The sequence below is a fragment of the Novosphingopyxis sp. YJ-S2-01 genome, from assembly GCF_016093175.1.
In the GTDB taxonomy this organism is placed as follows: Bacteria; Pseudomonadota; Alphaproteobacteria; order Sphingomonadales; family Sphingomonadaceae; genus Novosphingopyxis; species Novosphingopyxis iocasae.
In genome coordinates, this window is record NZ_JAEDAI010000001.1 from 404,347 (window position 1) to 429,189 (window position 24,843).

Annotated in this window: 27 protein-coding genes and 1 riboswitch; of the genes, 11 read left to right on the forward strand and 16 right to left on the reverse strand. The window is 63.5% G+C overall.

Going from position 1 to position 24,843, the window contains the following annotated elements; genetic code table 11:
* The first annotated feature begins 48 nt into the window (after nucleotides 1–48).
* The 4 genes from I6A82_RS01905 (at nucleotide 49) to I6A82_RS01920 (ending at nucleotide 2,749) form a co-directional block, all read left to right on the forward strand.
* Nucleotides 49–999 carry a helix-turn-helix transcriptional regulator gene (locus tag I6A82_RS01905; protein WP_198093500.1) on the forward strand — a complete coding sequence of 317 codons (951 nt, stop codon included), beginning with the start codon at nucleotides 49–51 and terminating at the stop codon, nucleotides 997–999.
* Nucleotides 1,000–1,008: 9 nt separating this feature from the next.
* A complete protein-coding gene (locus I6A82_RS01910; RefSeq protein ID WP_198093501.1) occupies nucleotides 1,009–1,944 on the forward strand; it encodes a hypothetical protein in 936 nt (311 codons plus the stop codon).
* A 115-nt stretch (nucleotides 1,945–2,059) separates the two neighbouring features.
* Nucleotides 2,060–2,404 carry a DUF3140 domain-containing protein gene (locus I6A82_RS01915; RefSeq protein WP_198093502.1) on the forward strand — a complete coding sequence of 115 codons (345 nt, stop codon included), beginning with the start codon at nucleotides 2,060–2,062 and terminating at the stop codon, nucleotides 2,402–2,404.
* 99 nt (nucleotides 2,405–2,503) lie between these two features.
* Nucleotides 2,504–2,749, forward strand: a complete 246-nt coding sequence (locus I6A82_RS01920) for a DUF2061 domain-containing protein (protein ID WP_187337103.1) — start codon at nucleotides 2,504–2,506, stop codon at nucleotides 2,747–2,749.
* Nucleotides 2,750–2,986: 237 nt separating this feature from the next.
* Here the strand turns inward: I6A82_RS01920 and thiC are convergent, their stop codons facing one another.
* The 5 genes from thiC to I6A82_RS01945 all read right to left on the reverse strand — a co-directional run bounded on the left by thiC (nucleotide 2,987) and on the right by I6A82_RS01945 (nucleotide 7,754).
* Complete coding sequence (gene thiC, locus I6A82_RS01925; RefSeq protein ID WP_198093503.1) at nucleotides 2,987–4,894, reverse strand: phosphomethylpyrimidine synthase ThiC; 1,908 nt, start codon at nucleotides 4,892–4,894, stop codon at nucleotides 2,987–2,989.
* A gap of 25 nt (nucleotides 4,895–4,919) precedes the next feature.
* Nucleotides 4,920–5,315, reverse strand: a complete 396-nt coding sequence (locus I6A82_RS01930; protein ID WP_198093504.1) for a hypothetical protein — start codon at nucleotides 5,313–5,315, stop codon at nucleotides 4,920–4,922.
* 46 nt (nucleotides 5,316–5,361) lie between these two features.
* Nucleotides 5,362–5,473, reverse strand: a riboswitch (TPP riboswitch).
* An 83-nt stretch (nucleotides 5,474–5,556) separates the two neighbouring features.
* Nucleotides 5,557–6,414 carry a MipA/OmpV family protein gene (locus tag I6A82_RS01935; RefSeq protein WP_198093505.1) on the reverse strand — a complete coding sequence of 286 codons (858 nt, stop codon included), beginning with the start codon at nucleotides 6,412–6,414 and terminating at the stop codon, nucleotides 5,557–5,559.
* Between the two features lie 171 nt (nucleotides 6,415–6,585).
* On the reverse strand, nucleotides 6,586–7,020 hold the full coding sequence (locus I6A82_RS01940) for a DUF2141 domain-containing protein (RefSeq protein WP_232343215.1): 435 nt from the start codon (nucleotides 7,018–7,020) through the stop codon (nucleotides 6,586–6,588).
* Nucleotides 7,017–7,754 (reverse strand): sterol desaturase family protein, encoded by a 738-nt coding sequence (locus I6A82_RS01945; RefSeq protein WP_198093506.1) that lies wholly within the window; start codon nucleotides 7,752–7,754, stop codon nucleotides 7,017–7,019. The genes I6A82_RS01940 and I6A82_RS01945 overlap by 4 nt, the downstream gene beginning before the upstream one ends.
* A gap of 138 nt (nucleotides 7,755–7,892) precedes the next feature.
* Between I6A82_RS01945 and crtY the strand changes: the two genes are divergently transcribed.
* The 4 genes from crtY to I6A82_RS01965 all read left to right on the forward strand — a co-directional run bounded on the left by crtY (nucleotide 7,893) and on the right by I6A82_RS01965 (nucleotide 12,514).
* Nucleotides 7,893–9,050 (forward strand): lycopene beta-cyclase CrtY, encoded by a 1,158-nt coding sequence (gene crtY / locus I6A82_RS01950; RefSeq protein WP_198093507.1) that lies wholly within the window; start codon nucleotides 7,893–7,895, stop codon nucleotides 9,048–9,050.
* Entirely contained in the window at nucleotides 9,050–10,630 is a 1,581-nt protein-coding gene (locus I6A82_RS01955; protein WP_198093508.1) for a phytoene desaturase, read from the forward strand. The genes crtY and I6A82_RS01955 overlap by 1 nt, the downstream gene beginning before the upstream one ends.
* 342 nt (nucleotides 10,631–10,972) lie before the next feature.
* Nucleotides 10,973–11,566, forward strand: a complete 594-nt coding sequence (locus tag I6A82_RS01960) for a TIGR00730 family Rossman fold protein (RefSeq protein ID WP_187334792.1) — start codon at nucleotides 10,973–10,975, stop codon at nucleotides 11,564–11,566.
* 9 nt (nucleotides 11,567–11,575) lie between these two features.
* Complete coding sequence (locus tag I6A82_RS01965) at nucleotides 11,576–12,514, forward strand: phytoene/squalene synthase family protein (protein WP_198093509.1); 939 nt, start codon at nucleotides 11,576–11,578, stop codon at nucleotides 12,512–12,514.
* 207 nt (nucleotides 12,515–12,721) lie between these two features.
* On the opposite strand, the gene I6A82_RS01970 is transcribed toward I6A82_RS01965, so the two are convergent.
* Both I6A82_RS01970 and I6A82_RS01975 read right to left on the reverse strand, forming a co-directional pair.
* On the reverse strand, nucleotides 12,722–13,516 hold the full coding sequence (locus I6A82_RS01970) for a 3'(2'),5'-bisphosphate nucleotidase CysQ (RefSeq protein ID WP_332310923.1): 795 nt from the start codon (nucleotides 13,514–13,516) through the stop codon (nucleotides 12,722–12,724).
* Nucleotides 13,513–14,856 (reverse strand): TldD/PmbA family protein, encoded by a 1,344-nt coding sequence (locus I6A82_RS01975; protein WP_198093510.1) that lies wholly within the window; start codon nucleotides 14,854–14,856, stop codon nucleotides 13,513–13,515. The genes I6A82_RS01970 and I6A82_RS01975 overlap by 4 nt, the downstream gene beginning before the upstream one ends.
* A gap of 120 nt (nucleotides 14,857–14,976) precedes the next feature.
* On the opposite strand from I6A82_RS01975, the gene I6A82_RS01980 reads away from it, so the two are divergent.
* Nucleotides 14,977–16,320: a sensor histidine kinase gene (locus tag I6A82_RS01980; protein ID WP_198093511.1), complete on the forward strand. Its 1,344-nt coding sequence runs from the start codon at nucleotides 14,977–14,979 to the stop codon at nucleotides 16,318–16,320.
* Nucleotides 16,321–16,334: 14 nt separating this feature from the next.
* A complete protein-coding gene (locus I6A82_RS01985; RefSeq protein WP_187334796.1) occupies nucleotides 16,335–16,691 on the forward strand; it encodes a response regulator in 357 nt (118 codons plus the stop codon).
* Between the two features lie 169 nt (nucleotides 16,692–16,860).
* Here I6A82_RS01985 and queE read toward each other — a convergent pair whose 3' ends face one another.
* The 6 genes from queE to I6A82_RS02015 all read right to left on the reverse strand — a co-directional run bounded on the left by queE (nucleotide 16,861) and on the right by I6A82_RS02015 (nucleotide 22,175).
* Complete coding sequence (gene queE, locus I6A82_RS01990; RefSeq protein ID WP_198093512.1) at nucleotides 16,861–17,493, reverse strand: 7-carboxy-7-deazaguanine synthase; 633 nt, start codon at nucleotides 17,491–17,493, stop codon at nucleotides 16,861–16,863.
* Nucleotides 17,490–18,200: a 7-cyano-7-deazaguanine synthase QueC gene (queC, locus tag I6A82_RS01995; RefSeq protein ID WP_198093513.1), complete on the reverse strand. Its 711-nt coding sequence runs from the start codon at nucleotides 18,198–18,200 to the stop codon at nucleotides 17,490–17,492. The genes queE and queC overlap by 4 nt, the downstream gene beginning before the upstream one ends.
* A gap of 247 nt (nucleotides 18,201–18,447) precedes the next feature.
* On the reverse strand, nucleotides 18,448–18,843 hold the full coding sequence (locus tag I6A82_RS02000) for a hypothetical protein (protein ID WP_198093514.1): 396 nt from the start codon (nucleotides 18,841–18,843) through the stop codon (nucleotides 18,448–18,450).
* 110 nt (nucleotides 18,844–18,953) lie between these two features.
* Nucleotides 18,954–19,889 (reverse strand): Hsp33 family molecular chaperone HslO, encoded by a 936-nt coding sequence (hslO, locus tag I6A82_RS02005; protein WP_198093515.1) that lies wholly within the window; start codon nucleotides 19,887–19,889, stop codon nucleotides 18,954–18,956.
* Between the two features lie 13 nt (nucleotides 19,890–19,902).
* On the reverse strand, nucleotides 19,903–20,829 hold the full coding sequence (argF, locus tag I6A82_RS02010; RefSeq protein ID WP_198093516.1) for an ornithine carbamoyltransferase: 927 nt from the start codon (nucleotides 20,827–20,829) through the stop codon (nucleotides 19,903–19,905).
* Nucleotides 20,830–20,975: 146 nt separating this feature from the next.
* Nucleotides 20,976–22,175: an aspartate aminotransferase family protein gene (locus I6A82_RS02015; RefSeq protein WP_198093517.1), complete on the reverse strand. Its 1,200-nt coding sequence runs from the start codon at nucleotides 22,173–22,175 to the stop codon at nucleotides 20,976–20,978.
* A 232-nt stretch (nucleotides 22,176–22,407) separates the two neighbouring features.
* Here I6A82_RS02015 and I6A82_RS02020 point away from each other — a divergent pair, with 232 nt between their 5' ends.
* A complete protein-coding gene (locus I6A82_RS02020; protein WP_232343217.1) occupies nucleotides 22,408–22,902 on the forward strand; it encodes a hypothetical protein in 495 nt (164 codons plus the stop codon).
* Here I6A82_RS02020 and I6A82_RS02025 read toward each other — a convergent pair.
* The 3 genes from I6A82_RS02025 to I6A82_RS02035 are packed head-to-tail and all read right to left on the reverse strand — an operon-like array spanning nucleotide 22,899 to nucleotide 24,625.
* Entirely contained in the window at nucleotides 22,899–23,270 is a 372-nt protein-coding gene (locus I6A82_RS02025) for a tRNA-binding protein (protein WP_198093518.1), read from the reverse strand. The two genes, I6A82_RS02020 and I6A82_RS02025, sit on opposite strands and share 4 nt — an antisense overlap.
* 12 nt (nucleotides 23,271–23,282) lie before the next feature.
* Nucleotides 23,283–24,173, reverse strand: a complete 891-nt coding sequence (locus I6A82_RS02030) for an HpcH/HpaI aldolase/citrate lyase family protein (RefSeq protein ID WP_198093519.1) — start codon at nucleotides 24,171–24,173, stop codon at nucleotides 23,283–23,285.
* Nucleotides 24,170–24,625 carry a MaoC family dehydratase gene (locus tag I6A82_RS02035; protein ID WP_198093520.1) on the reverse strand — a complete coding sequence of 152 codons (456 nt, stop codon included), beginning with the start codon at nucleotides 24,623–24,625 and terminating at the stop codon, nucleotides 24,170–24,172. The genes I6A82_RS02030 and I6A82_RS02035 overlap by 4 nt, the downstream gene beginning before the upstream one ends.
* Nucleotides 24,626–24,843 lie beyond the last annotated feature (218 nt).

Sequence of the window (24,843 nt, forward strand, 5' to 3'; positions counted from 1 at the left end):
GAATTCGGACTATCGACTTGGTGCGCACGCTTTTAAGAGGTATTTCCTGTGGAGTCACAAGCTTGGGTGAAAGTTGCGCTCGATATTTTGGAGTGTAGCCAGAAAGATTTGGCGCTAAAGCTAGGCGTTTCTCCAAGTCAGATTACGAAGTGGAAATCTGACGAATACATGTCTTTTGAAATGGAGCAGAAGTTCCGCCGTATCACTGGTATTACCAGTTATTATCCCTCTTTTGTTTTAGCTTCCGGATCTGTCGAGAGCGCTGAAAAGTGGGCAGCAGCCATTGAGAGCTTAGCCAGCCTTGCATACGACTCCTGTGAAACCGGCTACAGCACGTGGCCGCTTCAAGATGAAATTCCCCTACTTAGTTTGAATACTTTCCAGGTCCTAGAGAGCATGGGCGTGGCCATACCTAGCTCTCTTCCAGACGAAATTAATGCTATTATTGATGAAGATTGCGACGATGACGAATTTGAAAAGGCATTAGCATTATATTACTTTAGGATAATATTGAGTATATTTAGGTCGCTCAATGATGTTTTTGGGTTTTACGCAGCTTATATTTCTGAGCTCATCGAGGAAACCGAATCCGATCTATTTGAAGTCGGTGCAAATGTCGAAGCTTGCCTGATGAGTTTAGCAGCGACTAAGATCGTTGTCTCAAATGATGAGGCCCCCAAATTTCGTGACTTTAGATATAACGTCTTACGCGATTACGAAGAGTGGCTTCAGAAAATAAAAGCCCATACAATCGCTGCCGGGAGGCCTTTGCGCGCAGAAATACTTGATTTGATTGACGGGAAGCACGACGAACTTGGCGTAGATGCCGAAAAAGAGAGTCTTGGGCTCAACAATAGTCGGCTCCATCCAGATATTTATATGAATGAACTCCTCGTTGGTATGCGTGCTATCCACCAGGTATTACCAGCCATTGTCGAGAAACTCGGTATAAGCGAGGATGAACTGTCCTTCGACCCTTCTTCTCTCGTAAGAAATTAGGGTCATCATATGCCATTTGATGCTGCAGTGTTCGATCTCGTGGAGGAGGCTCTAAGCGAGGGATTTAAGTTTCACTATTCGCTAGATAAATTTCTCTCTCGGTCAGGCGTAGACGCCAAACTACTCCGGTCCGTGCGCGCAGCGGCTGAAGATCGAAATACGCAGCACGGCAAATTTGATAAGGCGCCAAAACGCTTTGTAGTCCAAGAGTTGCTTTCGCAAACGAGTCAGCTTGATGATAAAGGCGATCGGGTCTTGGCTTCGATAATTACGGGCCTCGTCAATATTAATTTACCAGATGCCAGCGACGAGGCCGTCACAGCCATTGATCGACTTAAAGAGAGAATGGCTTCCGACAAAAGAGCGGTTCGGGAAAAGCAGGCGGAACAAGAGAAAAATAGAGCGTTGGCCGCCCGAGGAGCGGAGCGATTGCGCGAGACCAAGCGCGCCGAACGGCAGGCCGAGAAAGACCGTCTGAAAGATCGATTTATTGAACTCATGGGTCAGTCTAATGCTCAGAAACGCGGCTATCTTCTGGAGAGCTTTCTAAACGATTTCTTCGATCATGAAGGTCTTGAACCGAGAAAGTCGTTCAAAATTGTTGGTGAACAGATAGACGGCTCGTTCATGTGGCGAGAACGCGCGTCGCTTGTCGAAGCAAAATGGGTGGGAGAACCTGTGGCAGGCGCCCAATTTGGTGCGTTCGCATATAAAATTGAAGGGAAGTCCGCGGATACACGTGGCTTGTTCATTTCGATAAACGGATATTCGACAGAGGCGATACGCGGAATGAACGCTAAAGGTTCATTGAAGTTCGTTTGCCTTGACGGTGCGCATCTAATGCAAGCCCTGAGTAATTATGACGGCTTACGACCGATATTGGAACGTGTTTGGCGCCATGCTGATGAGACCGGAGAGTCATATCTGCCTGTGGCCGACTTCTGATTATATTCTTTAAATATATCGATAAAGCAGTGGTGCGTCGCTACGATGTTACTTCTCATCGTTGAGGAACCCCGCCCGCCCCCGCGCCTTTATCTCCCACCACAAAGGAGACCCCATGGCCGACGATCAGGACCGCGACGAGCTATTCAAGACCTTCAACGACAAGGTGAATATGGCACCGAAGGAACTGGAGGACTGGCTCGATACGGACGAGTCCAAATCGGTCGGCGATAGCGATGGCGGGGAATCGACCGGGCACAAGTCTGGCCGCAAGATCGTCGATATCAAGCGCACCAACAAGGCCGATCTGACGGACGATCAGTGGGAATGGATGGACAAGGTGGTGGGCTATATCAACCGCCACTGCGCGCAAGTGCCGGACGAGCCGGAGGGATCGGACTGGGCGTACAGCCTCAAAAACTGGGGCCATGATCCGATGAAGGACGATGGCTGCGCCTGACGCGGCGGGATTGATCGGGGCTGCTGATCGCCCCAATCAATCAGTAAAAGCATGTTTGATCGTTTCCGCCGATGCTCACGCGGAGCTATGACGACGGCCATGCAGCGCAATCTCTCCAAGACGTTCAGCTTCCTCGCGCTCCACCTGATCGTGGGGTTCAGCGTGGCCTATGCCTTTACCGGCTCCTTCGCGCTGGCCGGCGGCATCGCGCTGGTCGAGCCGCTGGTGAACGCGGTGGTGTTCTTCTTCCACGAGCGCGCCTGGGAAACCGGCAAACGCCCCGCGATCCTCGACACCCTGCTCCACCGTCACGGCACCGCGGAACGATCCGAACCGGCGGGGTGAGGGTTTTTGGGAATTCACGCAAAGACGCGAAGACACAAAGGGGGCAGCGCCGGATGGCACCGCCCCCTTCGTTTTCGAACATCGTAGCCCCGGCCCCCGGGCCGGGGCCCAGCTATTTTCCCTCAGGGAAGGAAGCTGGACCCCGGATCAAGTCCGGGGTGACCTGAAATAGAGTGGGTATCTTGAAATAGCCCCCCTTCGCGCCTTTGCGTCTTCGCGCGAGACCGTAAAACGCGATCAATCCTCCGACGCGGCTTCCACCTCGTCTTCGGGCAGATACAGCCGGTCGCCCTTTTCGCGGAACTTGGCGCTCATGCGCTCCATGCCTTCGCGATTTTCCTCGCGCTCTTCGGGGCTGTTTTCGCCCTTCAGATCCTCGCTCGCCAGATAGCTGTCGCTGTTCTGGCGGGCGGCGAATTCGCGCACTTCCTGGCTGATCTTCATCGAGCAGAATTTCGGCCCGCACATGGAGCAGAAATGCGCCGTCTTGGCGCCTTCCGCGGGCAGCGTCTGATCGTGGAACTGCTCGGCGGTGTCGGGGTCCAGCGAGAGGTTGAACTGGTCGCGCCAGCGGAACTCGAACCGCGCCTTCGACAGCGCATCGTCGCGCACCTGCGCGGCGGGGTGGCCCTTGGCAAGATCGGCGGCGTGCGCGGCCAGCTTATAGGTGACCACGCCCACCTTCACATCGTCCCGGTCCGGCAGGCCGAGATGTTCCTTCGGCGTGACGTAGCAGAGCATCGCCGTGCCGTACCAGCCGATCTGCGCCGCGCCGATGCCGCTGGTGATGTGATCGTAACCCGGCGCGATATCGGTGGTGAGCGGCCCGAGCGTGTAGAACGGCGCCTCGCCGCACGCCTCCAGCTGCTTTTCCATATTCTCCTTGATCTTGTGCATGGGCACATGGCCCGGCCCTTCGATCATCACCTGCACGTCTTGCTCCCAAGCGCGCTTGGTGAGCTCGCCCAGCGTGTAGAGCTCGGCGAACTGCGCCTCGTCGTTCGCGTCGGCGATGGAGCCGGGGCGCAGGCCGTCGCCCAGCGAATAGGCGATGTCATAGGCCTTCATGATCTCGGTGATCTCGTCGAACCGCTCATACAGGAAGCTTTCCTGATGATGGGCCAGGCACCATTTCGCCATGATCGATCCGCCGCGGCTTACGATGCCGGTGACGCGCTTGGCGGCCATCGGGACATAAGGCAGGCGCACGCCGGCGTGGATGGTGAAATAGTCGACGCCCTGCTCCGCCTGCTCGATCAGCGTGTCGCGGAACACTTCCCAATTGAGATCCTCGGCCACGCCGCCGACCTTTTCCAGCGCCTGGTAGATCGGCACGGTGCCGATCGGCACGGGGCTGTTGCGGATGATCCATTCGCGCGTGTCATGGATGTTGCGGCCCGTGGAGAGGTCCATCACGGTGTCCGCGCCCCAACGGATCGACCAGACCATCTTGTCGACTTCGTTCGCCACGTCGCTGGCCACGGCGGAATTGCCGATATTGGCGTTGATCTTCACGAGGAAACTGCGGCCGATCGCCATCGGCTCGCTTTCCGGGTGATTGATGTTGGACGGGATGATCGCCCGGCCGCGCGCCACTTCGTCACGCACGAATTCCGGCGTCACATAATCGGGGATGGACGCGCCGAAGCTTTCGCCGTCGCGCTTATATTCCCTCAGGCGCTCACGCCCCAGATTCTCGCGCTCGGCGACATATTCCATCTCGGGCGTGATGATGCCGCGGCGGGCATAGTGCATCTGGCTGACATTCTGCCCCGCCTTGGCGCGCAAGGGACGCTTCACCACCTTGGGGAAGCGCGGCACGCCGCCCGAGCGATCGGGGCCGAGCTGGCCGTTATCCTCCGGCTTTACCTCGCGCGCGTCGTAGGATTCGACGTCATTGCGCGCCTCGATCCAGCTGCGGCGCAGCTGCGGCAGGCCGCCATGAATGTCGATCGCGGCATCGGGATCGGTATAGGGACCGCTGGTGTCGTACACACGCACCGGCGCCTCGCCGCCCTCCAGCTGGATCTCGCGCATCGCGACACGCACGCCGCTGCCGGACTTGGCGGCGACGTGGATTTTCTTCGAACCGCGGATCGGGCCGGTGGTGACGCCGATCTCTGTCTTTGCGGGGATATCTGCCATGGGATGAGTCCTTTCGGAGGGAAAACTAGAGGCGCACCGCGCCGAGGAGAAAGAAGAGGAGGCCGATCGCGATGGCGGCCCCGGGCAGCGCGCGGCCGCCCTTTTCCAGGAAGCGCCAGGCGAAGGGCAGGAAGCGGTCCGGCATGGCGAGGAGCACGAGCCCCTCGACCATCTGCAGGCCGCCGATGATACCGAGCAGGAAATTCAGCCAGTCGCCGGAGAGCGGATTGGCGAGGTAGATGAGAGAGCCAATCAGGAAACAGGCAGTCGCCGCAATATATTGCAGCGCGCGGCTGCCCTCGATCTCGTCGAGCATCCGTTCCCAGCCGCCCGCCTGTCGCAGCTCTCCGGCACCCGCGGCGAGCGCGAACAGGCCGATCAGGATCGCGATCCATGCGCTGATCGGTTCCGACGGTGCCATGCGCCTCCTTCTCAAATCGGAAGGCGGGGCGGAAAGGGCCTGTCTTGGCCGGACACCGCTCCCTCCCTCCGCCCGTATTACCGGGATCAGGTTCGACGGGTCGCGGCCTATTCCGCTCTCAACCGCCTATTCCAAGCGCGGCTCCCCGGGGATGAAGCGTGACATTAGGGCGTGCGGGCGCTTTAGTCCAGCGGAGCCATAGCAACCGCGTGGTCTTACCGGGCGCCAGCGGTAAAGATTATTAGAACGTATAACCGATGCCGATGCCGCCGATGAACTGGTCGGCGCTGCCACGGTCGGCGACGATTGGGCTGTCGGCGAAGTTGCCGAGGATCCGGGAATAGCCGGCCAGGCCGAAGACTGCGAAGCCGCCGTTCGTCAGGTCTCCGTCCAGATCATAGGTGCCCAGCAGGTTGGCCCCCACGCTCTGGAAGCCGCCCTTGGCATTATAGGTCGGTAGGCCGCTCGCCAGTGAACCCGAGGGGCTGATCGAATAATAATATTCGGCGAAATTATCGTCGACATGATCCGCGCTCACCGACAGCACGACAGCAGCGCCGCGGCTAACGGGGGTGAGGAAGCTGACGGATGGGGTGATGACGCGGCCCTTATGCGCGCCCGCAACGTCCCACACCACGTCGACCGTGGCCGAGAGCGTGTCATAGGGCGTGATGATGCCGGAATATTGGATGCCCGCCTGCGCGCCCAGTTCCACCGCCGTATCGAGCTTGCCGAGACGCTTGACCACATCGTCCTTGATCTGCCGCGTGCGATCCAGCCGGACGCGCGCGACGGGGCCGAATACGAAACCCACCTTCGCATCATCGGGATCATTGATGATGTCCGCACCGATACCGGTGCCCTTGGGCTGGAAATTCACGCCGCCCACGCTGCCCGCGGCGCCAGGCACGGGGAAGAAAACATAATCGTCCGAGCCTTCATAGCTGGGGCTGACACCGACGCCGCCGCCGATCGTCACCCAGTCCCCGGCATAGACCGTATCCTCCAACGGCGGGATGTTCGCGGGCGCTTGCTGTGCGAGAGCAGGCACGGCGATGAGAGCGGCCGAAAGGCCGGCGGCGATAATGGATAGGCGCATGTGTCGAGATCCCGGCTTATGTTCTGGAGCGCTCAATAGTCTATCCGCGCAAAAGTTGCGCTACCGATAAGCAGCGCTTCCGAATTACCACAAAAGTGGGGCTTTTGGGCAACGGGTGCCGCGCCGCTGCTACAACGGCCTAACGAACTCGGTGCGCCCTCCGGCGCGCCGTCACAGAAAATATTGCAGCTTCACCGCTTCCCGGTTGGTGCCCGGCGCAATGGGAAGCGCCACCCTGTCGAACTTCGGCGGGCCAAAGCTGATGCGCGGGTTGCGCGAAAATCCGATCCCCTCCTTCGGCACGCCGACAAAGGTATCCAGCTTGTCGTTCGCGTTTTCATCATGGTGGACGGTCACAGCGAAGCGCTTGGCGGGAAGGCCGCTAAGCTGCAGCACCGGCCTTGCTGCGGGAACCGTCAGAAAACGCTTGTCCGGATCATCGGTGCAGTCGGGGAAGTAGCGCGGGTCCGCGGTGATGCAGACCAGAAGATTGCCCTTGGCGGATCGCAGGTTGGTAAAGGACAGATCCAGCTTGCCCGTGGGGGCAGGGGCCGCGGCGGTGGCAGCGGCCAGCAACGCGGCGGACATCGCGAAACGCGCGATCATATCCGTTTCTCCTTGAAGGCGCCCAGTCCCTTGTCCGTGCCGCAAACGCGGTCCCAGAAGCGGAAATAGAGCCCGTAATTGCAATTATAGCGCTCATGATGGCGCTGGTGATGGCTCGCGGTAATCGTCCAGCGGCCGAGCGGCCCTTCGGTCCACCAGCGCGGAAACATCTCCCACCCCATATGGTTGGTGACGCCCATCAGCGTCATGATGGCGAGCACCGTGCCCAGCACCGCGACATGGATCGGCACCAGGAAGACCAGCACCGGGATCACGACCGCGCCTGTCAGCGCTTCGATGGGATGAAAGCTCATCGCCGCCCAGGCGGTGGGCGGGCGGCTGTCATGGTGCACGGCATGGGCGATCTTGAACCATTTGGGCCGGTGCATCCAGCGGTGCGTCCAGTAGAACCAGGTGTCGTGCGCGAACAGATAGATGAACAGCGAGACCGGCAGATACCATAGCGGATAAGCGGTGACGTCGGCATAGATCGCGGTCCAGCCGCGCTCCTGCCAGCCCCACATCACCACCCCGGCGGGCACGCCGTAGATCACCGCGCTATAGAGCGACCAGCGAATCTCTCGCCCGATCTGGGGGCGCAGCTTGTCATACAGGCCGGGCCGAACGCGGCTGGTCACCCAGGCGAACGCCCCGCTCGTCGCCCAATAGCGCACCGCCACGATCAGCGTCATCGCCAGCGTCGAGGCGGCAAGGGAGATCAGAAGCGCGGTCATCGGCCGGTGCTATAGCGGGCCGGGATGAACGCGTCGATAATGGTAGAAGGACAAGTCCGGCCCCATTTCTGGTGGATAAGGCACTGAAATTGCCGTGGCAGGATTCCCAAGTGCCGCGCGCTCGTCTAGGCCCGGCGCATGCTCGAAAAACGCACCTGCGATCTCGCCATTGTCGGCGGCGGCCTGGCCGGGGGGCTGATCGCGCTCGCGCTGCGGCGGCTGCGGCCGGAACTGGAAATCCTGCTCATTGAAAGCGGCGATTATTTCGGCGGCAATCATCTGTGGAGCTATTTCTCCAGCGATGTCGCACCCGAACATCGCTGGCTGACCGCGCCGCTCGTCACCCATGGCTGGAGCGGGAACGAGGTGCGCTTCCCCGGCCATAGCCGCCAGCTCGACGGCATCTATTATTCGATCGAGAGCGAGCGGCTGGACGAGGTGATCCGCGAGCAACTGCCCGAACGCATGCGCGTGACCGGCGTGACCGTCGCCTCCGTCACCCCCACCGCGGTGGCGCTGAAGGGCCATGGCCGCATCCGGGCGGGCGGCGTGATCGATTGCCGCGGGCCTGCCGATACCGCCGCACTCGATTGCGGATGGCAGAAATTCGTCGGCCAGCTGTTGGAGCTGGAGGAACCGCATGGCCTCAGTAAGCCGGTCATCATGGACGCCACGGTGGAGCAGAAGGACGGCTATCGCTTCGTCTACTGCCTGCCCTTCACGCCGACCAAGGTCTTCGTCGAGGACACCTATTATAGCGACAAGCCCGATCTGGATCGGCGCACGCTGTCGCAGCGGATCGGCGCCTATGCCGATGCGCAAGGGTGGCAGGTGATGCGCACCTTGCGCGAGGAATCGGGCGTGCTTCCCGTGGTGCATGGCGGCGATCTGGACGCCTATTGGAAATCGGGCGGAGAGCGCACCGCCAAGGCCGGCAGCCGCGCCGGGCTGTTCCATCCCATGACGAGCTATTCGCTGCCCGATGCGGTGCGCACCGCCATGGCGATTGCCGAACAGGACGATCTGTCGGGCGATGCGCTGCACCGCTTCACCTACAAGCTGGCGCGCGCCCATTGGCGCGATGCCGCCTTCTACCGGATGCTCGGCAAACTGCTGTTCATCGGGGCCAAGCCGGGCGAGCGGAACAAGGTATTCGAGCGTTTCTATACGTTGAACGCAGACCTTATTGCGCGTTTCTATGCCGGGCGCACCACCGCGGCGGACAAGCTGCGCATATTGTCCGGTAAGCCGCCCATCCCCATATCCAACGCCTTGCGCGCGATCTGGGGAAAATAATGGCGACCGTTACCGACCATGGCACCGACTTCGGCACCGGCCCGGGCAGCCGCGAGCCCGATCTGTTCGGCGATGCGCCCCGCCCCGCCGCCACCGGCCGCACGGCCATCGTCATCGGCGCGGGCTTCGGCGGGTTGGCGCTGGCGATCCGCCTGCAGTCCGCCGGCGTTGCCACGACGCTGATCGAGGCGCGCGACAAGCCCGGCGGCCGCGGCTATTATTGGGAAAAGGACGGCTTCGTGTTCGATGCCGGCCCAACCGTCATCACCGATCCCGATTGCCTGCGCGAACTCTGGTCGCTCACCGGCGCGGACATGAGCCGCGATGTGGAATTACAGCCCGTCACGCCCTTCTATCGCCTGAACTGGGTGGACGGCACGAACTTCGATTACACCAATGACGAAGCCAAGCTGAACGAGGAAATCCGCAAGCTCAATCCGGACGACGTCGAAGGCTATGCCCGCTTCCTGGAATATAGCGAAGGCGTGTTCGAGGAAGGCTATCTGAAGCTGGGCCACAAGGCGTTCCTGGACTTCCCCAGCATGATCAAGGCGGCGCCCGCGCTCGCCAAATATCAGGCCTGGCGCTCGGTCTATTCGATCGTTTCGAAATTCGTGAAGAACGAGAAGCTGCGCGAGGCGCTGAGCTTCCATACCCTCCTCGTCGGCGGCAATCCGATGACGACGAGCGCCATCTATGCCCTCATCCACAAGCTGGAAAAGGACGGCGGCGTGTGGTTCGCCAAGGGCGGCACCAACCGGCTGGTCGCCGGCATGGCCGCGCATTTCGAGCGGCTGGGCGGGCGCATGCGGCTGGGCGATCCCGTCGCGCATATCGACATGCTGGGCGACCGCGCAACGGGCGTGACGACTGAGAGCGGCTGGCATGCCGACGCCGACGTCGTCGCCAGCAACGGCGATATCGTGCACAGCTACAAGGATCTGCTGGGCCAGACGACGCGCGGCAAGCAGATGGCCAAACGCCTGTCGAAGAAGAAATATTCGCCCTCGCTCTTCGTCGTGCATTTCGGGATCGAGGGCCGCTGGCCCGGCATTCCGCACCATATGATCCTGTTCGGCCCGCGCTATGACGGCCTTTTGAAGGACATCTATGATCACGGCGTGCTGCCGCGCGATTTCTCGATCTATCTCCATCATCCCACCGTCACCGATCCGTCCATGGCGCCGGAGGGCTGTTCCACTTTCTACGCGCTCGTACCGGTCGCCCATATGGGCAAACTGCCGATCGACTGGGACGAGGCAGGCCCGAAGCTGGAGCGCCGCGTGCTGGACGAGGTCGGGCGGCGGCTGATCCCCGACATCCACGATCGGATCGTCACCAAATTCCACTACGCCCCGCCGGACTTCGCGCGCGATCTCTCCGCGCATATGGGCAGCGCGTTCAGCCTGGAGCCGATCCTGACGCAAAGCGCCTTCTTCCGCGCGCACAACCGCGACGATGTGATCGGCAATCTCTATTTCGTGGGCGCCGGCACCCATCCCGGCGCCGGCATCCCCGGCGTGGTCGGCAGTGCCAAGGCGACGGCGGGGCTGATGCTGGAGGATCTGGGGGTTCGCTGATTCCCCCCCGCTCGCGGGAGGGGAGAAAATCCATCTTCTCCGCTCATCCGTAGCCCTGAGCTTGTCGAAGGGCGTCTCTCGTTCGAGGGTAGAGCTTGATCGATAAACGTCCTTCGACAAGCTCAGGACTTACGGCCTTTGATTGCAACCTCCCCCCCCCGTTCGGGCTGAGCCTGTCGGAGTCGAAGACGGCGCGCAGCGCCTACGGCGCTTATCCCTCAAGCGCGGAGCTAGATCGATAAACGTCCTTCGACAGGCTCAGGACTTACGGTTTTGAGGCAAAGACTGCTCTCGCCCCATCCCCCCTCGACAGTCTGATCGCAGACCGGCTAACGCGCAGTCATGTCACGCACTCTCAAAGCCCTCGCCGTCTATTGCGGCTCCGCCACCCCGGCCGATCCCGTCTATATCGAAACCGCGAAAACGGTCGGCCGCACTTTGGCCGAGCGCGGCATTCGCGTGGTTTATGGCGGCGGCAGGCTAGGCCTGATGGGCGCGGTGGCGGATGCCGCGCTGGCCGCTGGAGGCGAGGTGATCGGGGTGATTCCCGAGGCGCTCGTCGGCAGCGAAGTCGCGCATCGCGGCTGTACGGAGCTGCGCGTCGTCGGCGGGATGCATGAGCGCAAGCAGGCGTTCACGGACCTCAGCGACGGGTTCGTCACGCTGCCCGGCGGCGTCGGCACGATGGACGAATTGTGGGAGGCGATCAGCTGGGCGCAGCTTGGCTATCACGACAAACCGGTGGGCCTCCTCAATGTCGGAGGCTTCTACGATCATCTGATCGCCTTCAACCGCCACATGATCGACGTCGGCTTCATCCGCGCGCAGCATGCCGGCATCATGGTGCAGGCCGAGGAGATCGGCGCGCTGGTCGACAAGCTGGCGGACTATCAGCCGCACCGCACGATCTTCCAGATGAAGGCGGACGATCTATGACGGCATTTCGTGACTAGCCTCGATCGCCCCGCCCTCGTCGCGCACGCGAAGGACAGCATAGCGAAGGGATCGCGCAGCTTCGCCCTCGCCTCCCGCCTGTTCGACCGGGAAACGCGCGAGCGGGCCTGGCTGCTCTACGCCTGGTGCCGCAAATGCGACGATCTGGCCGACGGGCAGGACCATGGCCATGGCATGAGCGTGATCGACGATGCCGCCGATCGCCTCAGCTACCTTACCGGCATGACCGAGGCCGCCTGGAACGGCACCGAAACCGGGGAGCCCGCCTTCGACGGCTTCGGAGTGGTGGCGCGCGAATGCCGCATCCCGCGCCGCTATGCCGACGATCTGATCGCGGGCTTCGCGCTGGATGCCGAGGGCTGGCGGCCGCGCAGCGAGGCGGACCTGTACCGCTATTGCTATCATGTCGCGGGCGCGGTGGGCTGCATGATGGCGATCCTGATGGGCGTGGACCCGGAGGACGAGGCCGTGCTGGACCGCGCGACCGACCTCGGCCTCGCCTTCCAGCTTGCCAATATTGCGCGCGACATTGCCGAGGATGCGGCGGCGGACCGCTGCTATCTGCCGATGGAATGGCTCGCCGAATTCGACGTGCCGCCCGGCCGCCACATGGCCCCGCCCTTTCGCCCCGCGCTCACCACGATGGCCAAACGGCTATGCGATGCCTCCGAACGCTATGAGGCAAGCGCGCGCGTCGGCGCGCAGGCGCTGCCCAAACGCAGCCGCTGGGCGGTGCTGGCGGCGGCGGGCATCTATGGCGACATCGCCCGCAAGGTGCGCGATCTCGGCGCGCACGCCTGGGACCACCGGGTGCATACGTCGAAACGCGAAAAGCTGCTCTGGGTGGCGCGGGCAAGGGCGCAGGCGGCGGGCACGCCGGAACCGGCGGGGCGCGAGGGGCTGTGGAGCCGGGCGGATTTAGACGGCTGAAATCAGCCATTAGCCGTTCGCCCTGAGCCTGTCGAAGGGCCGTACTTCTGGCGTCAACCGGTAGCGCTCAGAAGAAGAACGGGGCTTCGACAAGCTCAGCCCGAACGGAGTTTTGATTCTACTGGCAAGGCCCAGCCATCGAGACAGCGGAGCCTCGTTTCGCCCCTTCCCACCCCCTGCCCCTTCCGCAAGCGGGAGGGGAATACCTCACGCCCCGCCCAATATCTCCGCCGCCCGGTCGGCCAGCCGTTCCACCACCGCCGCATGGATGCCCGGCGCGCTGACGATCAGGCCGAAATCGCGCGGGGATGCCTTGTTGTAGCGGATCGGATCGCCCAGCGCGTCGCTCACCGTTGCGCCCGCTTCCGCGGCGATCAGGTTTGCGGCGGCGACGTCCCACTCATTCCCCCAGCGTAGCGTCGCCACCATATCCGCCTCGCCGCTCGCCACCATGCAGATGCGCAGCGCGATGCTGTTGGGTTTGGCCACCATGGTGAGATCGCGGTCGACGCGGGCCAGGCCATCGCTGGGCACGCGCGCACCGGGCAAGTCCTGCCGTTCACTCGCCTCGATCGGCTCGCCATTCAGCAGCGCGCCCTCGCCGCGCCGTGCGGTGAAGCAACGGTCCCCGACGGGCGCGTGAATGACGGAGAAGACGGGCCGCCCGCCTTTCATCAGCGCGATGGAGATCGCCCATCCGGCGCGCCCGCGAATATAATCGCGCGTGCCATCGACGGGATCGACCAGCCAGGTCCAGTCGCGCCGCGTCCGGTCGCTATCGTCCTCGGTCTCCTCGGACAGCCAGCCCGCTTCCGGCAGGATCGCGCCGAGCCGCTCCTTCAGCAGCTCGTCGACCGCGATGTCGATATCGCAGACCGGATGGCCGGGCGACTTTTCCCAGGTCTTCGCATCGGGCTTCTCGCCCCGGCGCCAACGGGCCAGCGCATAGTCCCCCGCCTCGCGCGCCGCGGCCACGATATCGGAAGGGTCGAAGACGCTCACGCGGCCACGGTCATGCCGTCGACGCGCAGCGTGGGCACGTTGAGCGCGCGGGTGAATTCCAGATCGTCCGCGGGCGTCATGGCCGCAAACATGTCCTTCAGATTGCCCGCCACGGTAATCTCGCGCACGGGCCGCGTAATCTCGCCATTTTCGATCAGAAAGCCGCCTGCGCCGCGGCTGTAATCGCCGGTGATGGCGTTGACGCCCTGGCCGATCAGCTCGGTCAGATAGACGCCGCGTTCTATGCCCGCCATCAGCGCGGCGGGGCTGTCCTTGCCGGGCGCCATGTGGACGTTGCTGGCGCCCACCCCCGGCGATCCGCCGACGCCGCGCGTGGCGTGGCCGTTCGGTTCCAGCCCCAGCTGGCGCGCGGAGGCGACGTTGAGCAGCCAGCCGGTGGGCCGTCCCGCATCGACCAGTTTGGACGGCGCGGTCGGCAGTCCCTCGCCGTCCACGCTCTTGGAGGCGAGGCCGCGCGGGCGGTGCGGATCGTCCAGAATGTCGATGCCGCTGTCGAAAATCCGTTCGCCCATGAGATCGAGCAGGAAAGTCGCGCGCCGGGCCGCGGCGGGGCCGGACATCGCGCCGAGCAGATGGCCGATCAGGCTGCCGCCGACGCGCGGATCGAAGATCACGGGCATTGCGCCGCCGGTCATGTCCACCGGGTTCAGCCGCGCCGCCGCCCGCTCGCCCGCCTTGCGGCCGATTTCGGCGGGATCAGGCAGATCGGCGGCGTGGCGGGCGGTGCGATAGGCGTAATCCCGCTCCCGCGCGCCGCTTTCCCCGGCCAACACGCTGGCCGACAGGCTGTGGCTGGAGCGAGCATAAGCAGCGCCGAAACCTGTGCTGGTGGCGAGCGCCACGACCGATCGGCCCACGCTCGCGCCGCCGCCTTCGCTGCCCGTCACGCCGGAAACGGCACGCGCGGCGTCTTCTGCGGCCAGCGCGGCTTCGCGCAGGGCGTCGGGATCGGCAGCCGCGCCGTCGTCCAGATCGAGATCGGGCAGAGGCTCTTTCATCAGCCGCTCTTCGGGCGCGAGGCCGGCATAGGGATCTTCCGGCGCCGCCTTGGCCATCGCCACCGCGCGCTCGGCCAGATCGCGCAGCAACTCCGGGGCCATCGCGCTGCTCGACACGCTGGCGGAACGCTTGCCGACGAACAGGCGCAGGCCGATCTCCTCGCCCTCCGAACGCCCGGCATCCTCCAGTTTGCCGAGGCGCACCGAGATTTCCGTCGATGCACCGCCCGAATAGAGCGCGTCGGCGGCGTCCGCGCCCGCGTCGATTGCGGCGGAGACCAGCAGTTCTGCGCGTTCCAGCGCCTGTTTTTCATCCAGCATAGACCGGGCGATGTAGGTGCCCCGCGAGGGTCGGTCAATCGCGCGACCGGCGCAGTTCACCTGCTCGCGCCACGTCACAACTTGTCTGGACCTATCCGGAGCGATACGGCGCGATGCACCATGATAGAGCGCCTCAAACGAATTTGGCGGGAACTGCTCAGCCCCGAACGCCAGCATGGCTATGGCACCACCTTGCTGCCCGCGGCGGTGGCGCTCAGCATTCTCATCCTCCTATCCGGAGGTATCGCGACCATGGGCGCGATCGACAGCGAGCGGGAAGCGCGTGAGGCAAGCCAGTACACCACCGGTGTGATCGCCCGGTTGGAGAAGGTCCGCGCGCTGGCGGTGGACGCGGAAACCGGCCAGCGCGGCTATCTGCTGACCGGCCAGCGGCGCTATCTCAAGCCGCTGAAGGAAGCCATGGAGCGCGAGGCGCTGCTGCTCGATGAGCTGAAGACCTATGCCTATGGCAATATGGAAGGCCCGCAGGAAAACTGGTTGATGCAGATCGACCGGCTGACGAACGAGCATCTTGCCGAGACCCAAGCCAGCGTGCGGATGGCCCGGCGCGGCAATCGCAACGAAGCGATCGAGACGCTGAAGATGGGCGGCGACATGCGCCGGATGGACCGCCTTCGCGTGCTGATCGACCAATATGAGAATTACGAATATCAGCGGCAGGCTGCCGGGCTGGCCGAAGCGCGGCAATATGCGCAGATCGGCGGCCGGCAGGTGCTGGTGGTCGTCACCGTCCTGATTCTGCTGCTGCTGCTCATCGCCTATCTGCTTTGGCGCAATTCCCGGCTGCTGCAGACCGAGACCGAACTCAGTGAGATCACCGAGGCAAAGGAACAGGTCGAACTCATCAGCCGCGAACTCAATCACCGCGTAAAAAACCTGTTCGCGGTGGTCATGGCCATCATCAGCATGACCGCGCGGCGAGAGAGCGACGCGAAGGTGGCGGGCGAGAAGATGCGCGAACGGGTCAACGCGCTGGCCCGCGCGCACCAGCTGACGCTGGATCAGGATGGTGGACGCGCGGTGAGTCTTGGCTCGCTGGTGGACAATGTGCTCGCGCCCTATCTGTCCGACCGGCTGCGCTATGAAACCGACGGGCCGGAGGTGCAGCTGATCCCGCGCTATGCCACCCCGATTGGCCTCGCGCTGCACGAAATGGCGACCAACGCGGTGAAATATGGAGCCTGGTGCCAGGAAAGCGGCGGCGTCATCTCGGTCCGCTGGACGGTCGAAGAGGATGAGAACCTGCAGAAGGTTGCGCTCGTCTGGCAGGAAAGCGGCGGCCCGCCGGTCACCGCGCCGAGCGAGGATGGCAAGGGCTTCGGCAGCCAACTGGTGCTGTCGAGCTTGCGCCAGATCGGCGGCCGGTTCGAGAGCATTTGGCCCGAAAAGGGTTTCGAAGCGAGACTCTTTTTTGCAGTGCAGCGGGAACCTGACAAAGATTAGCCCATTTCCGCTGTATGAGCACATTCACCGTGATGCTGGCCGAGGACGAAGCGCTGATCGCGCTCGACATGGTCGATTGCTTGCGCGAGCGGGGCATCAACGTGGTCGGCCCGTGCATGTCGCTGGACGATTGCTTGAATTGCATCGACGGCCCCCATCGCATCGACGCAGCCATTCTGGATGTCGACCTGGCGGGCCAGGACGTGTTCCCCGCAGCGCTCAAGCTGAAGAAGCGCGGGATTCCGTTCGTGTTCCATAGCGGGCACTGTACCGCCGACACCCTGCCGCCCGAACTTGCGGGCGTGAAGCTTTATGAAAAGCCCGCAGGGATCGGCAAGATCGCAGACAATCTGAGCGCCATCGCCGCCTAGAGGTTTAAAACATCTCGCGTTCCTCTCAAGGCTCGTCCGGACCGCCAAATCGTTCTGAATGTCCGTTTGCCCTGAGCCTATCGAAGGGCTGTATTTAGTGCCGGGAACAGAACAGGCGATCGACAAGCTCAGCCCGAACGGAAATCAGATGGCGACCTGGCCTGTCTGATCAGGGCAGCCCCAACAGCTTGTGCGTCTGCAAGGACAGCCGCCACGCCGGGTGCGCTTCCACAAAGGCAATCGCCTCGGCCCGGTTTTCGTCCGCCGACGCGCTGTCCATCGGCTGGATCAGATGATGGGAAAAATCCCAGCTCTCCATCGCCTTCCAGTCCGAACCGGGCTGCGGCCAGACCAGTTTCAATTCGTCGCCCGAACGCTGGACCGTTTCGGACCCCGCCTTGGGGCTGATGCAGATCCAGTCGATCGTGCGCGGCACCGGCAGCGTGCCGTTGCTTTCGATCGCGATTTCGAACCCGCGCGCGTGCAGGGCGTCGATCAGCGCATCGTCCACCTGCAACATCGGTTCGCCGCCGGTCATCACGACATAGCGCCGCGTGCGTCCCGCGCCCCATAGCTCCGCGACCTTATCGCCAAGGCTTTCGGCATCGGCGTAACGCGCGCCGTTCTCACCATCCATCCCGACGAAATCGGTGTCGCAGAAGCGGCAGATGGCCTTGTCCCGGTCCTGCTCGCGCCCGGTCCAGAGATTGCAACCGGCAAAGCGCAGGAATACCGCGCGGCGTCCCGCATGCGCGCCCTCACCCTGAAGAGTCGGGAAAATCTCCTTTACGGCGTAGCTCACCCGACCACCGGCGTGACGGCATAGACGGTCGGGTCTTCGATCCCGGCTTCCACGAAACCGCCATGGCGCAGGCGGCAGCTGTCGCATTCGCCGCAATGCTTGCCGTCGGGCGTAGGATCATAGCAGGACCAGCTCATCGCGGGATCGAGCCCCAGCCGCATCGCTTCGGCCGCGATGTCGGCCTTGCTCATATATTGCAGCGGGGCGCGCACCTCGAAGCTTTCCTTCGCATCTCCTGCCTTGGTGCCGAGCATGGCCAGCCTCTGAAAGGCGTCGATGAATTCGGGGCGGCAATCGGGGTAGCCGGAATAATCGAGTGCATTGACGCCGATCACCATGTCGCGCGCGCCCGCTGCCTCCGCCCAGCCGAGGCACAGCGAGAGGAAGATGGTGTTGCGCGCCGGAACATAGGTGATCGGAATGCCGCCTTCGTCCCGTGTACCCGCGCCGTCCTTGGGCACATCGATATCCGCGGTGAGTGCGGAGCCGCCGAATTGCGTCAGATCGAGCGGCAGTACCACATGACGTTTCGCCCCGAGGGCTTCGGCGATCCGCGCGGCGCTTTCCAGCTCGACACGGTGGCGCTGGTTATAATCTACCGTCAGCGCCAGAATGTCGAAGCCCTGTTCGCGCGCGATCCCGCCCGCCACCATCGAATCGAGGCCGCCCGAGAGCAGCAGCACCGCCTGTTTTCCGGTTTCTGTCATGGCCGGGGAGCTAAGCGCATGATCGCCGTATCGCAAGCATGCCCACAAAAAACGGGCCACCCTGGAAAGAGCGGCCCAGTGACGGCTCGTGCGAGCCCGCTAGGGAGGAAAGCGTACCAAAGTGGGGTACTCCCACAGGGATAGCAAAGATTGCTAAACCGGTGCTTAACGAAAGCGGGTTTGGTGCAATATTGTGCTTGGGAGCGGCGAAGAAACGCTACTGCGCTGCGGCGCTTCCTTCGCGCGCTCAGCAGCTTCCGGTTTTGCGGGCTTCGTAATCGAACGCATAGGGCGCGCCGCGGTCCAACCCCTGGCTGCGGATCTGCACCAGCCGATCCGTCTCGCGGCGAATCGCGGTGCTGCCGCTGCCACTCTGACAGGAATAGCTGAACACCACCTCGCGCGCGTCGCCGCTCAGCCGGTGAATTTCACAACGCTGGCCGGGATGGTGCAGCTTCACCAGCACGCGCGGATCGCGGACGCATAGCTTGCGCACCAGCCGGAAATCATCGGCCTTGTCACGCAGCGTCCACTCGCCCCGCTCCAGCGTGCGCAGCGAAAAGCTCGCCTGCGCGGCGTAAGCGGAAGCAGCAACGCTGAAGGTCGCCGCAAGGGCAATGGCAATTGTCTTAGCTGTCTTCATCGATTTCGGTCCACATGGGGGCAGCGCCCCACAGCAGGTGGATACAGATCTAAAGTGGGAGAATAACGACGCAGGCGTGTCGGAATTGCGGTGGCGGCGCACCGGCGCCGTCAGTTCTCCATGCTGGAGAGCGAGATCGGGAACTGGCGATTGCAGAACTCGCAGTCCACCTTGATGTCGCCGTCCTCGTCCGCCATCTCGCGCCGCTCCTCGACGGGAAAGCGCCCGATGACCGACCGGATATGGTCCGGATCGCAGCGGCAGCCCTTGGACAACCCCGCGCCCTGTTCGATCCGTACCTCGTCCTCTTCATGGAAGAGGCGCCAGACCAGCTCTTCCAGCGGCAGCGAGCCGTCTGCCAGCTCTTCGGGCTTCACCGTTTCGGCAAGCGCGCGGACATGCTCCCATTCGGGATGGTCGAGCCGCACATGCAGCCGCTCACGCCCCTCCTCGCCCTCGGCGAGATGCTGGACCAGGAAGCCGCCAGCGACGGTGCGATCGTCGCCGGAAGAGCGCGCGGTGCGGATCAGCGTCGGGATCTGCTCGGACTGGGCGAAATAATATTCGCACGCCTCGGCCAGCGAAGCGCCTTCCAACGGCACGATGCCCTGATAGCGCCCGCCCGGCTCGTTCTCGCTGCGCTTCTTGCGATCGAAGGTGATCGCCAGATAGCCTTGGCCGAACAGACCGAACAGCGTCGGCTCGGGCGTCAGTTCGGCCACCTTGGCCTCGTCATATTGCGCATAGCCGCGCAGCTGCCCGTCGCGGTAATCGCAAACCAGCAGCGTCACCGCGCCCTCGCCGGTCTGCGCCTGCATGGTCAGCTCGCCGCCCGCATCCTTGAGGAGCGAGCCGAGCAGCGCGGTGAGCGTCACCGCTTCGGTGAGCAGCGCCTCGATCACCGGCGGATAGGCATGGGCGGACAGGATATCGGCCAGCGCCGTCTCGATCCGCACCGCGCGGCCGCGCGCATGGCGGGCCGGGATGGAGAAGCGCAGGGGAAGGTCGGAAAAGGTCTCGGTCTGGGTAGGGGTCTGTTCAGTCATCGCCCCTAGATAGTTAGAGCTGCCCGAAAACCCAGCGCAGAACGGATTTTTGCGCATGCAGGCGGTTTTCCGCCTCGTCGAAAATCACCGATTGCGGGCCGTCGATCACCGCGTCCGTCACTTCCTCGCCGCGATGCGCGGGCAGGCAGTGGAGGAACAGAGCGTCCGGCTTCGCGCGCTTCATCAGCGCTTCGTCCACCTGGAACGGGCCCATCGCGGCCAGCTTTGCCTCGCCGCCCTTCTGCCCCATCGAAATCCAGGTGTCGGTAACGATCACGTCCGCGCCGTCCGCCGCTTCGGCGGCGTTGCGGTGGATCGTGATGCTGCTGCCCGCCTCGCGCGCGGCTTCGTTGAAGCGCTCGTCAGGATCATAGCCTTCGGGGCAGCCGATGCGCACGTCGAACTTCATGAGGCCCGCCGCCTCGACGATCGAGTGCAGCACATTGTTGCCGTCGCCCAGCCAGGCGACCTGCAGGCCGGGCAGCGCCTTGCCATGCTCCACGATGGTCAGCAGGTCCGCGACGATCTGGCAGGGATGCGACCAATCGGTGAGCGCGTTGATCACCGGCACGCTGGCGCAGGCGGCCATTTCCTCAACCTTGGCATGATCGTCGGTGCGGATCATGATGGCATCGACATAGCGGGAAAGGACGCGCGCGGTGTCCGCCACCGTTTCGCCCCGGCCCAGCTGCATCGAGCCGGAATCGGCCACGATGGCGCTGCCGCCAAGCTGTTCCATCGCCATTTCGAAGCTGAAGCGCGTGCGCGTGGAGCTTTTCTCGAAGATCATCGCGAGCATGTGCCCGGTGAGCGGCGCGTCCGCGTCCGCCTTGCCCTTCGGCCAGCCCTTGCGCGCCGCTTTCCGGCTCAGTGCATCGTCCAGCATCGCGGCAATGGCATCGCCGCCCGCGTCCGAAAGGTTCAGGAAATGGCGGGTCATTATTATCCTCCCTGAAGCGCAGCTTCGGGGAGGGGGACCGCCGCCGTAGGCGGGGGTGGAGGGGCCGTTGCCCCGCCGCCTTGCCCCTCCACCATCGCTGCGCGATGGTCCCCCTCCCCCCGGGCGATGCCCGCGGGGAGGATCAATCAGGCCGCTACGGCCTCCGGCACGACATAATCCGCCGCACCGGCACTGAGCTTTTCCATGAACTCTTGGATATGCTCATCCTCGATCACGAGCGGCGGCAAGACGCGGATGGTGTTCTCGCCCGCGGCCACGGTCATCAGATCGTGATTGTCGCGCAGATGCGCATAGAAGGGGCGGCTCTCCACCTTCATCTTCAGACCGAGCATCAAGCCATGCCCGCGCACCAGTTCGAACAGGTCCGAATGGTTGCCGATGAACTGTTCGAGCATGGAGCGCAGACGCTCGCCCTTGGCGCGCACATCGGCCAGGAAATCCTCATCGGAAATCACCTTCCACACCGCCTCGCCCGCGGCCATGGCGAGCGGATTGCCGCCATAGGTGGAGCCGTGGCTGCCAAAGCCCATGCCGCGCGCCGCCTTTTCGGTGGCAAGGCACGCGCCGAGCGGGAAGCCGCCGGCAATGCCCTTGGCGGTGGCGAGCACGTCCGGCTCGATCCCGTACAGTTCGTGGGCATAGAGCTTGCCGGTGCGCCCGACGCCGCATTGTACCTCATCCAGCACCAACATCAGATCTTGCTCGTCGCAGATCTGGCGCAGGCCCTTCAGGAACTCCTCGCTCGCCGGACGGATGCCGCCCTCGCCCTGAATCGGCTCGACCAGGAAGCCTGCGGTCTGCGGACCAACGGCGGCGCGTGCCGCCTCCAGATCGTTGAACTCGACATATTTGAAGCCGGGCAGCAGCGGCATGAAGCCCTTGTGCATCTTCTCCTGATTGGAAGCGCTGATCGTGGCCATCGTGCGGCCGTGGAAGGCCATGGAGAAGGTGATGATCTCGGTCCGGCCGGAATCGCCCGCTTCATGCTGGTGATAGGCGCGCGCCGTCTTGATCGCGCATTCCACCGCTTCCGCGCCGCTGTTGGTGAAGAACACGGTGTCGGCGAAGGTGGTGTCCACGATCATCTGCGCCAGCCGCTCGCCCTGCGGGCTGCCGTAGAGATTGGACACGTGCATCAGCTTGGCGGCCTGCTCCTGGATCGCGCCGATCAGCGCAGGATGGCTGTGGCCGAGCGCATTCACCGCGATGCCGCTGGCGAAATCCAGGAGGCGCCGTCCGTCCTCGGTAATCAGATGGCAGCCATCGCCCTCCACCGGACGCACGTCGCAACGCGGATAGACAGGCATGAGCGGGGAGATGGACATATCGGGCGGCCTTTCGCTTCATCGCAAAACAAGAGCGGCGGCCATCGCGGGCCGCCTGTTGCGCTGGAGGATAGGCCCGGGCGCGGCGGGAATCAATGTGCGCGGATCGGCAGAGCAGTCCTGCCGTTCCGGAGACAGTTGCATCCGTCGCGGCGCGGATAGTCTTTGCCAATGCCGCGGCGCTGGGATAGCGGCTCGCGCCGATCGCGGCAGGTTTGGCCGCGATGCGTAAATGGGGGATATCATAAAGAAACTCATATTGTTCGCAGCGGCGCTCGCTGCGATTCCCACGGCCGCGCAGTCGCAGGTCGTGATCGAGGCCAATGGCGCCTATGTATCGGACGAATGGGGCGGAGAGCTGGGTGCGGGCTATCAGTTGAACCTTCTACCGCGGGTCGATCTGACGCTGGGCGGCGGCGCATTCGTGCATGAAGGGGACAACGACCGGTACTTTTTCGATGGAAGCGGCAGCAATCGGCGGTGCCGCGACTTCAGCAACGGTCAATTTGCCGATAGTGAGAAATGCTCTAATCTCGCCGCCGATATCTACGGGCGCGCGGAAGCCGCGTTCTCGATCCCTCTGTCGGCGCGCATCGGCGCGGGCGTGCGCTTCGGGCGCGACGTAACGCCCTATGGCACCGTCAGCTTCCCGCTGCTTCCGAACCTGCGCGTGAAGGGCAATGCCGGGCCCGACTATTATGCACTAGGCCTGCGCGCGGTGTTCTAAAACAGCCGTCCGCCATCGGGCACTGGCTGGTCCGGGCGCAACAGGACGACATGGCCCTGCTCGTCCGGCACGCCGAGGGTCAGCACCTCGCTCCTCACCGGGCCGATCTGGCGCGGGGGGAAGTTGACGACGGCGAGCACCTGCGTGCCGACGAGGTCTTCCAGCCGGTGCCGCTCGGTGATCTGCGCGCTGGAGCGCTTGATGCCGATCGCGCCCCCGAAATCGATGCGCAGCTTGAAAGCCGGCTTGCGCGCCTCGGGAAATGCCTCCGCCTCGACGATGGTGCCGACGCGGACATCGACCTTGAGGAAATCGTCGAACGCGATGTCCGGAGCAGGCGGCGCGTCGCTGTCATGGTTCATGTGCATGGGAAGCTTACCTCAATCGCTATAGGCTTCGTGCAGCGCCAGTGTCTGGCGCGCGGCTTTCAGGTGCGGGATATCGAGCATCTTGCCGTCGATGCCGACCGTGCCGACGCCGGGATCGGCCTCGAACGCGGCCACCACGCGGCGCGCGAAATCCACCTCATCGGCGCCGGGCAGGAAGCTTTCGTTGATCGGGCCGACCTGCGCCGGATGGATGGCGAGGCGGCCGGAAAAGCCCTCGGCCCGCGCGGCACGGGAGCTGGCGCGCAGCCCCTCCTCGTCGCGGAAATCGGCATGCAGCGTCTCGACCGCGGCGACGCCCGCGGCATGCGCCGCCATCAGCGTGAGCGAGCGGACCATCTTGTAGGTGAACGCCCATTCCCCGTCCGCGCCGCGATTGCCGCTGGCGCCGAGCGCCGCCGACAGATCTTCGGCGCCCCAAGTGAGCCCGTAAAGCCGGTTCAGCCCCGCATCCGCATAATCGCCCAGCGCGAAGGGCGCGCGCGCGGTTTCGGTGGCGACGGGCAAAATCTTGGTGGAGCCCTGTTCGAGCCCGGCCTGCGCCTCCAGCGCATCCAGATAATAAGAGAGCCGCCGCACATCCGCCGGGTCATCGGCCTTGGGATGCACGATGCCGTCCGGCGCGCCGCCGATCACCGCCGTGAGATCGCCGAGCGTAAGATCGCCGTCGAGCGGGTTCACGCGCACCCATATCTGCGGATTGCGCTGGCCCGCGGGCCGATCCTTCAGAAAGTCCGCCACCAGCTGCCGCGCGGCCTGCTTGTTAGCCGGGGCAACCGCATCTTCCAGATCGAGGATCACGGCGTCGGCGCCGCAGCCGTCGACCTTGCCCAGCTTTTTCTCGCTGTCGCCGGGGATGAAGAGAAAACTGCGCAGCGGCCTCAATCCGCCGGCCCCTTGTGCTGCAGGCCGGTGCGCTTGCAGCTCGCCACCAGCACATCGTCCTGATTGTAGGCGCGATGGACGAAGGTGACGATACCCGCGGTGGGGCGCGACTTGCTTTCGCGCAGGTCCACCACCTCGGTCTCGATCCTGAGCGTATCGCCGACATAGACCGGCGCGGGAAAGCGAACCTCGTCCCAACCCAGGTTCGCGACCGCGGTGCCGAGCGTGGTATCGCCCACCGAAATGCCGACCATCAGACCCAGCGTGAAGGTGGAGTTGACGATGATTTTCCCGAAATCGCTCTTCGCCATATATTCGGCGTCAAGATGGAGCGCCGCGGGATTATGGGTGAGCGTGGTGAAGAGCAGATTGTCGGTCTCGGTCACCGTGCGGCGCATGTCGTGGCGGAAAACCTGCCCCACCTCGAGCTGTTCGAACCAAAGACCGGCCATGTCGTCTCTCCTTGCGTCTGGAACCTTGGGCCGTGCGGCAACAAACGGCGGACTGTCAACGTCCGCGCGGCTTGGGCCAGCGTCTGCTGCATCGCAAAACTGCGGCCGCCGCTGTTGCTGCATTGCAACATGGATCAAGCAATTTCGGAGCCGTTCCGTTTTTTCGTTGCTTCGTATGATGCAACACAGCAATAAACTTTCATAGCGGACATGGCACG

What these genes read in the sequence shown, in the direction of transcription:
- I6A82_RS01910 (WP_198093501.1), top strand. Translation starts at nt 1,009, where the DNA reads ATGCCATTTGATGCTGCAGTGTTCGATCTCGTGGAGGAGGCTCTAAGC.
- I6A82_RS01915 (WP_198093502.1), top strand. Translation starts at nt 2,060, where the DNA reads ATGGCCGACGATCAGGACCGCGACGAGCTATTCAAGACCTTCAACGAC.
- I6A82_RS01920 (WP_187337103.1), top strand. Translation starts at nt 2,504, where the DNA reads ATGCAGCGCAATCTCTCCAAGACGTTCAGCTTCCTCGCGCTCCACCTG.
- thiC (WP_198093503.1), bottom strand. Translation starts at nt 4,894, where the DNA reads ATGGCAGATATCCCCGCAAAGACAGAGATCGGCGTCACCACCGGCCCG.
- I6A82_RS01930 (WP_198093504.1), bottom strand. Translation starts at nt 5,315, where the DNA reads ATGGCACCGTCGGAACCGATCAGCGCATGGATCGCGATCCTGATCGGC.
- I6A82_RS01935 (WP_198093505.1), bottom strand. Translation starts at nt 6,414, where the DNA reads ATGCGCCTATCCATTATCGCCGCCGGCCTTTCGGCCGCTCTCATCGCC.
- I6A82_RS01940 (WP_232343215.1), bottom strand. Translation starts at nt 7,020, where the DNA reads ATGATCGCGCGTTTCGCGATGTCCGCCGCGTTGCTGGCCGCTGCCACC.
- I6A82_RS01945 (WP_198093506.1), bottom strand. Translation starts at nt 7,754, where the DNA reads ATGACCGCGCTTCTGATCTCCCTTGCCGCCTCGACGCTGGCGATGACG.
- crtY (WP_198093507.1), top strand. Translation starts at nt 7,893, where the DNA reads ATGCTCGAAAAACGCACCTGCGATCTCGCCATTGTCGGCGGCGGCCTG.
- I6A82_RS01955 (WP_198093508.1), top strand. Translation starts at nt 9,050, where the DNA reads ATGGCGACCGTTACCGACCATGGCACCGACTTCGGCACCGGCCCGGGC.
- I6A82_RS01960 (WP_187334792.1), top strand. Translation starts at nt 10,973, where the DNA reads ATGTCACGCACTCTCAAAGCCCTCGCCGTCTATTGCGGCTCCGCCACC.
- I6A82_RS01975 (WP_198093510.1), bottom strand. Translation starts at nt 14,856, where the DNA reads ATGCTGGATGAAAAACAGGCGCTGGAACGCGCAGAACTGCTGGTCTCC.
- I6A82_RS01980 (WP_198093511.1), top strand. Translation starts at nt 14,977, where the DNA reads ATGATAGAGCGCCTCAAACGAATTTGGCGGGAACTGCTCAGCCCCGAA.
- I6A82_RS01985 (WP_187334796.1), top strand. Translation starts at nt 16,335, where the DNA reads ATGAGCACATTCACCGTGATGCTGGCCGAGGACGAAGCGCTGATCGCG.
- queC (WP_198093513.1), bottom strand. Translation starts at nt 18,200, where the DNA reads ATGACAGAAACCGGAAAACAGGCGGTGCTGCTGCTCTCGGGCGGCCTC.
- I6A82_RS02000 (WP_198093514.1), bottom strand. Translation starts at nt 18,843, where the DNA reads ATGAAGACAGCTAAGACAATTGCCATTGCCCTTGCGGCGACCTTCAGC.
- hslO (WP_198093515.1), bottom strand. Translation starts at nt 19,889, where the DNA reads ATGACTGAACAGACCCCTACCCAGACCGAGACCTTTTCCGACCTTCCC.
- argF (WP_198093516.1), bottom strand. Translation starts at nt 20,829, where the DNA reads ATGACCCGCCATTTCCTGAACCTTTCGGACGCGGGCGGCGATGCCATT.
- I6A82_RS02015 (WP_198093517.1), bottom strand. Translation starts at nt 22,175, where the DNA reads ATGTCCATCTCCCCGCTCATGCCTGTCTATCCGCGTTGCGACGTGCGT.
- I6A82_RS02020 (WP_232343217.1), top strand. Translation starts at nt 22,408, where the DNA reads ATGGGGGATATCATAAAGAAACTCATATTGTTCGCAGCGGCGCTCGCT.
- I6A82_RS02025 (WP_198093518.1), bottom strand. Translation starts at nt 23,270, where the DNA reads ATGCACATGAACCATGACAGCGACGCGCCGCCTGCTCCGGACATCGCG.
- I6A82_RS02035 (WP_198093520.1), bottom strand. Translation starts at nt 24,625, where the DNA reads ATGGCCGGTCTTTGGTTCGAACAGCTCGAGGTGGGGCAGGTTTTCCGC.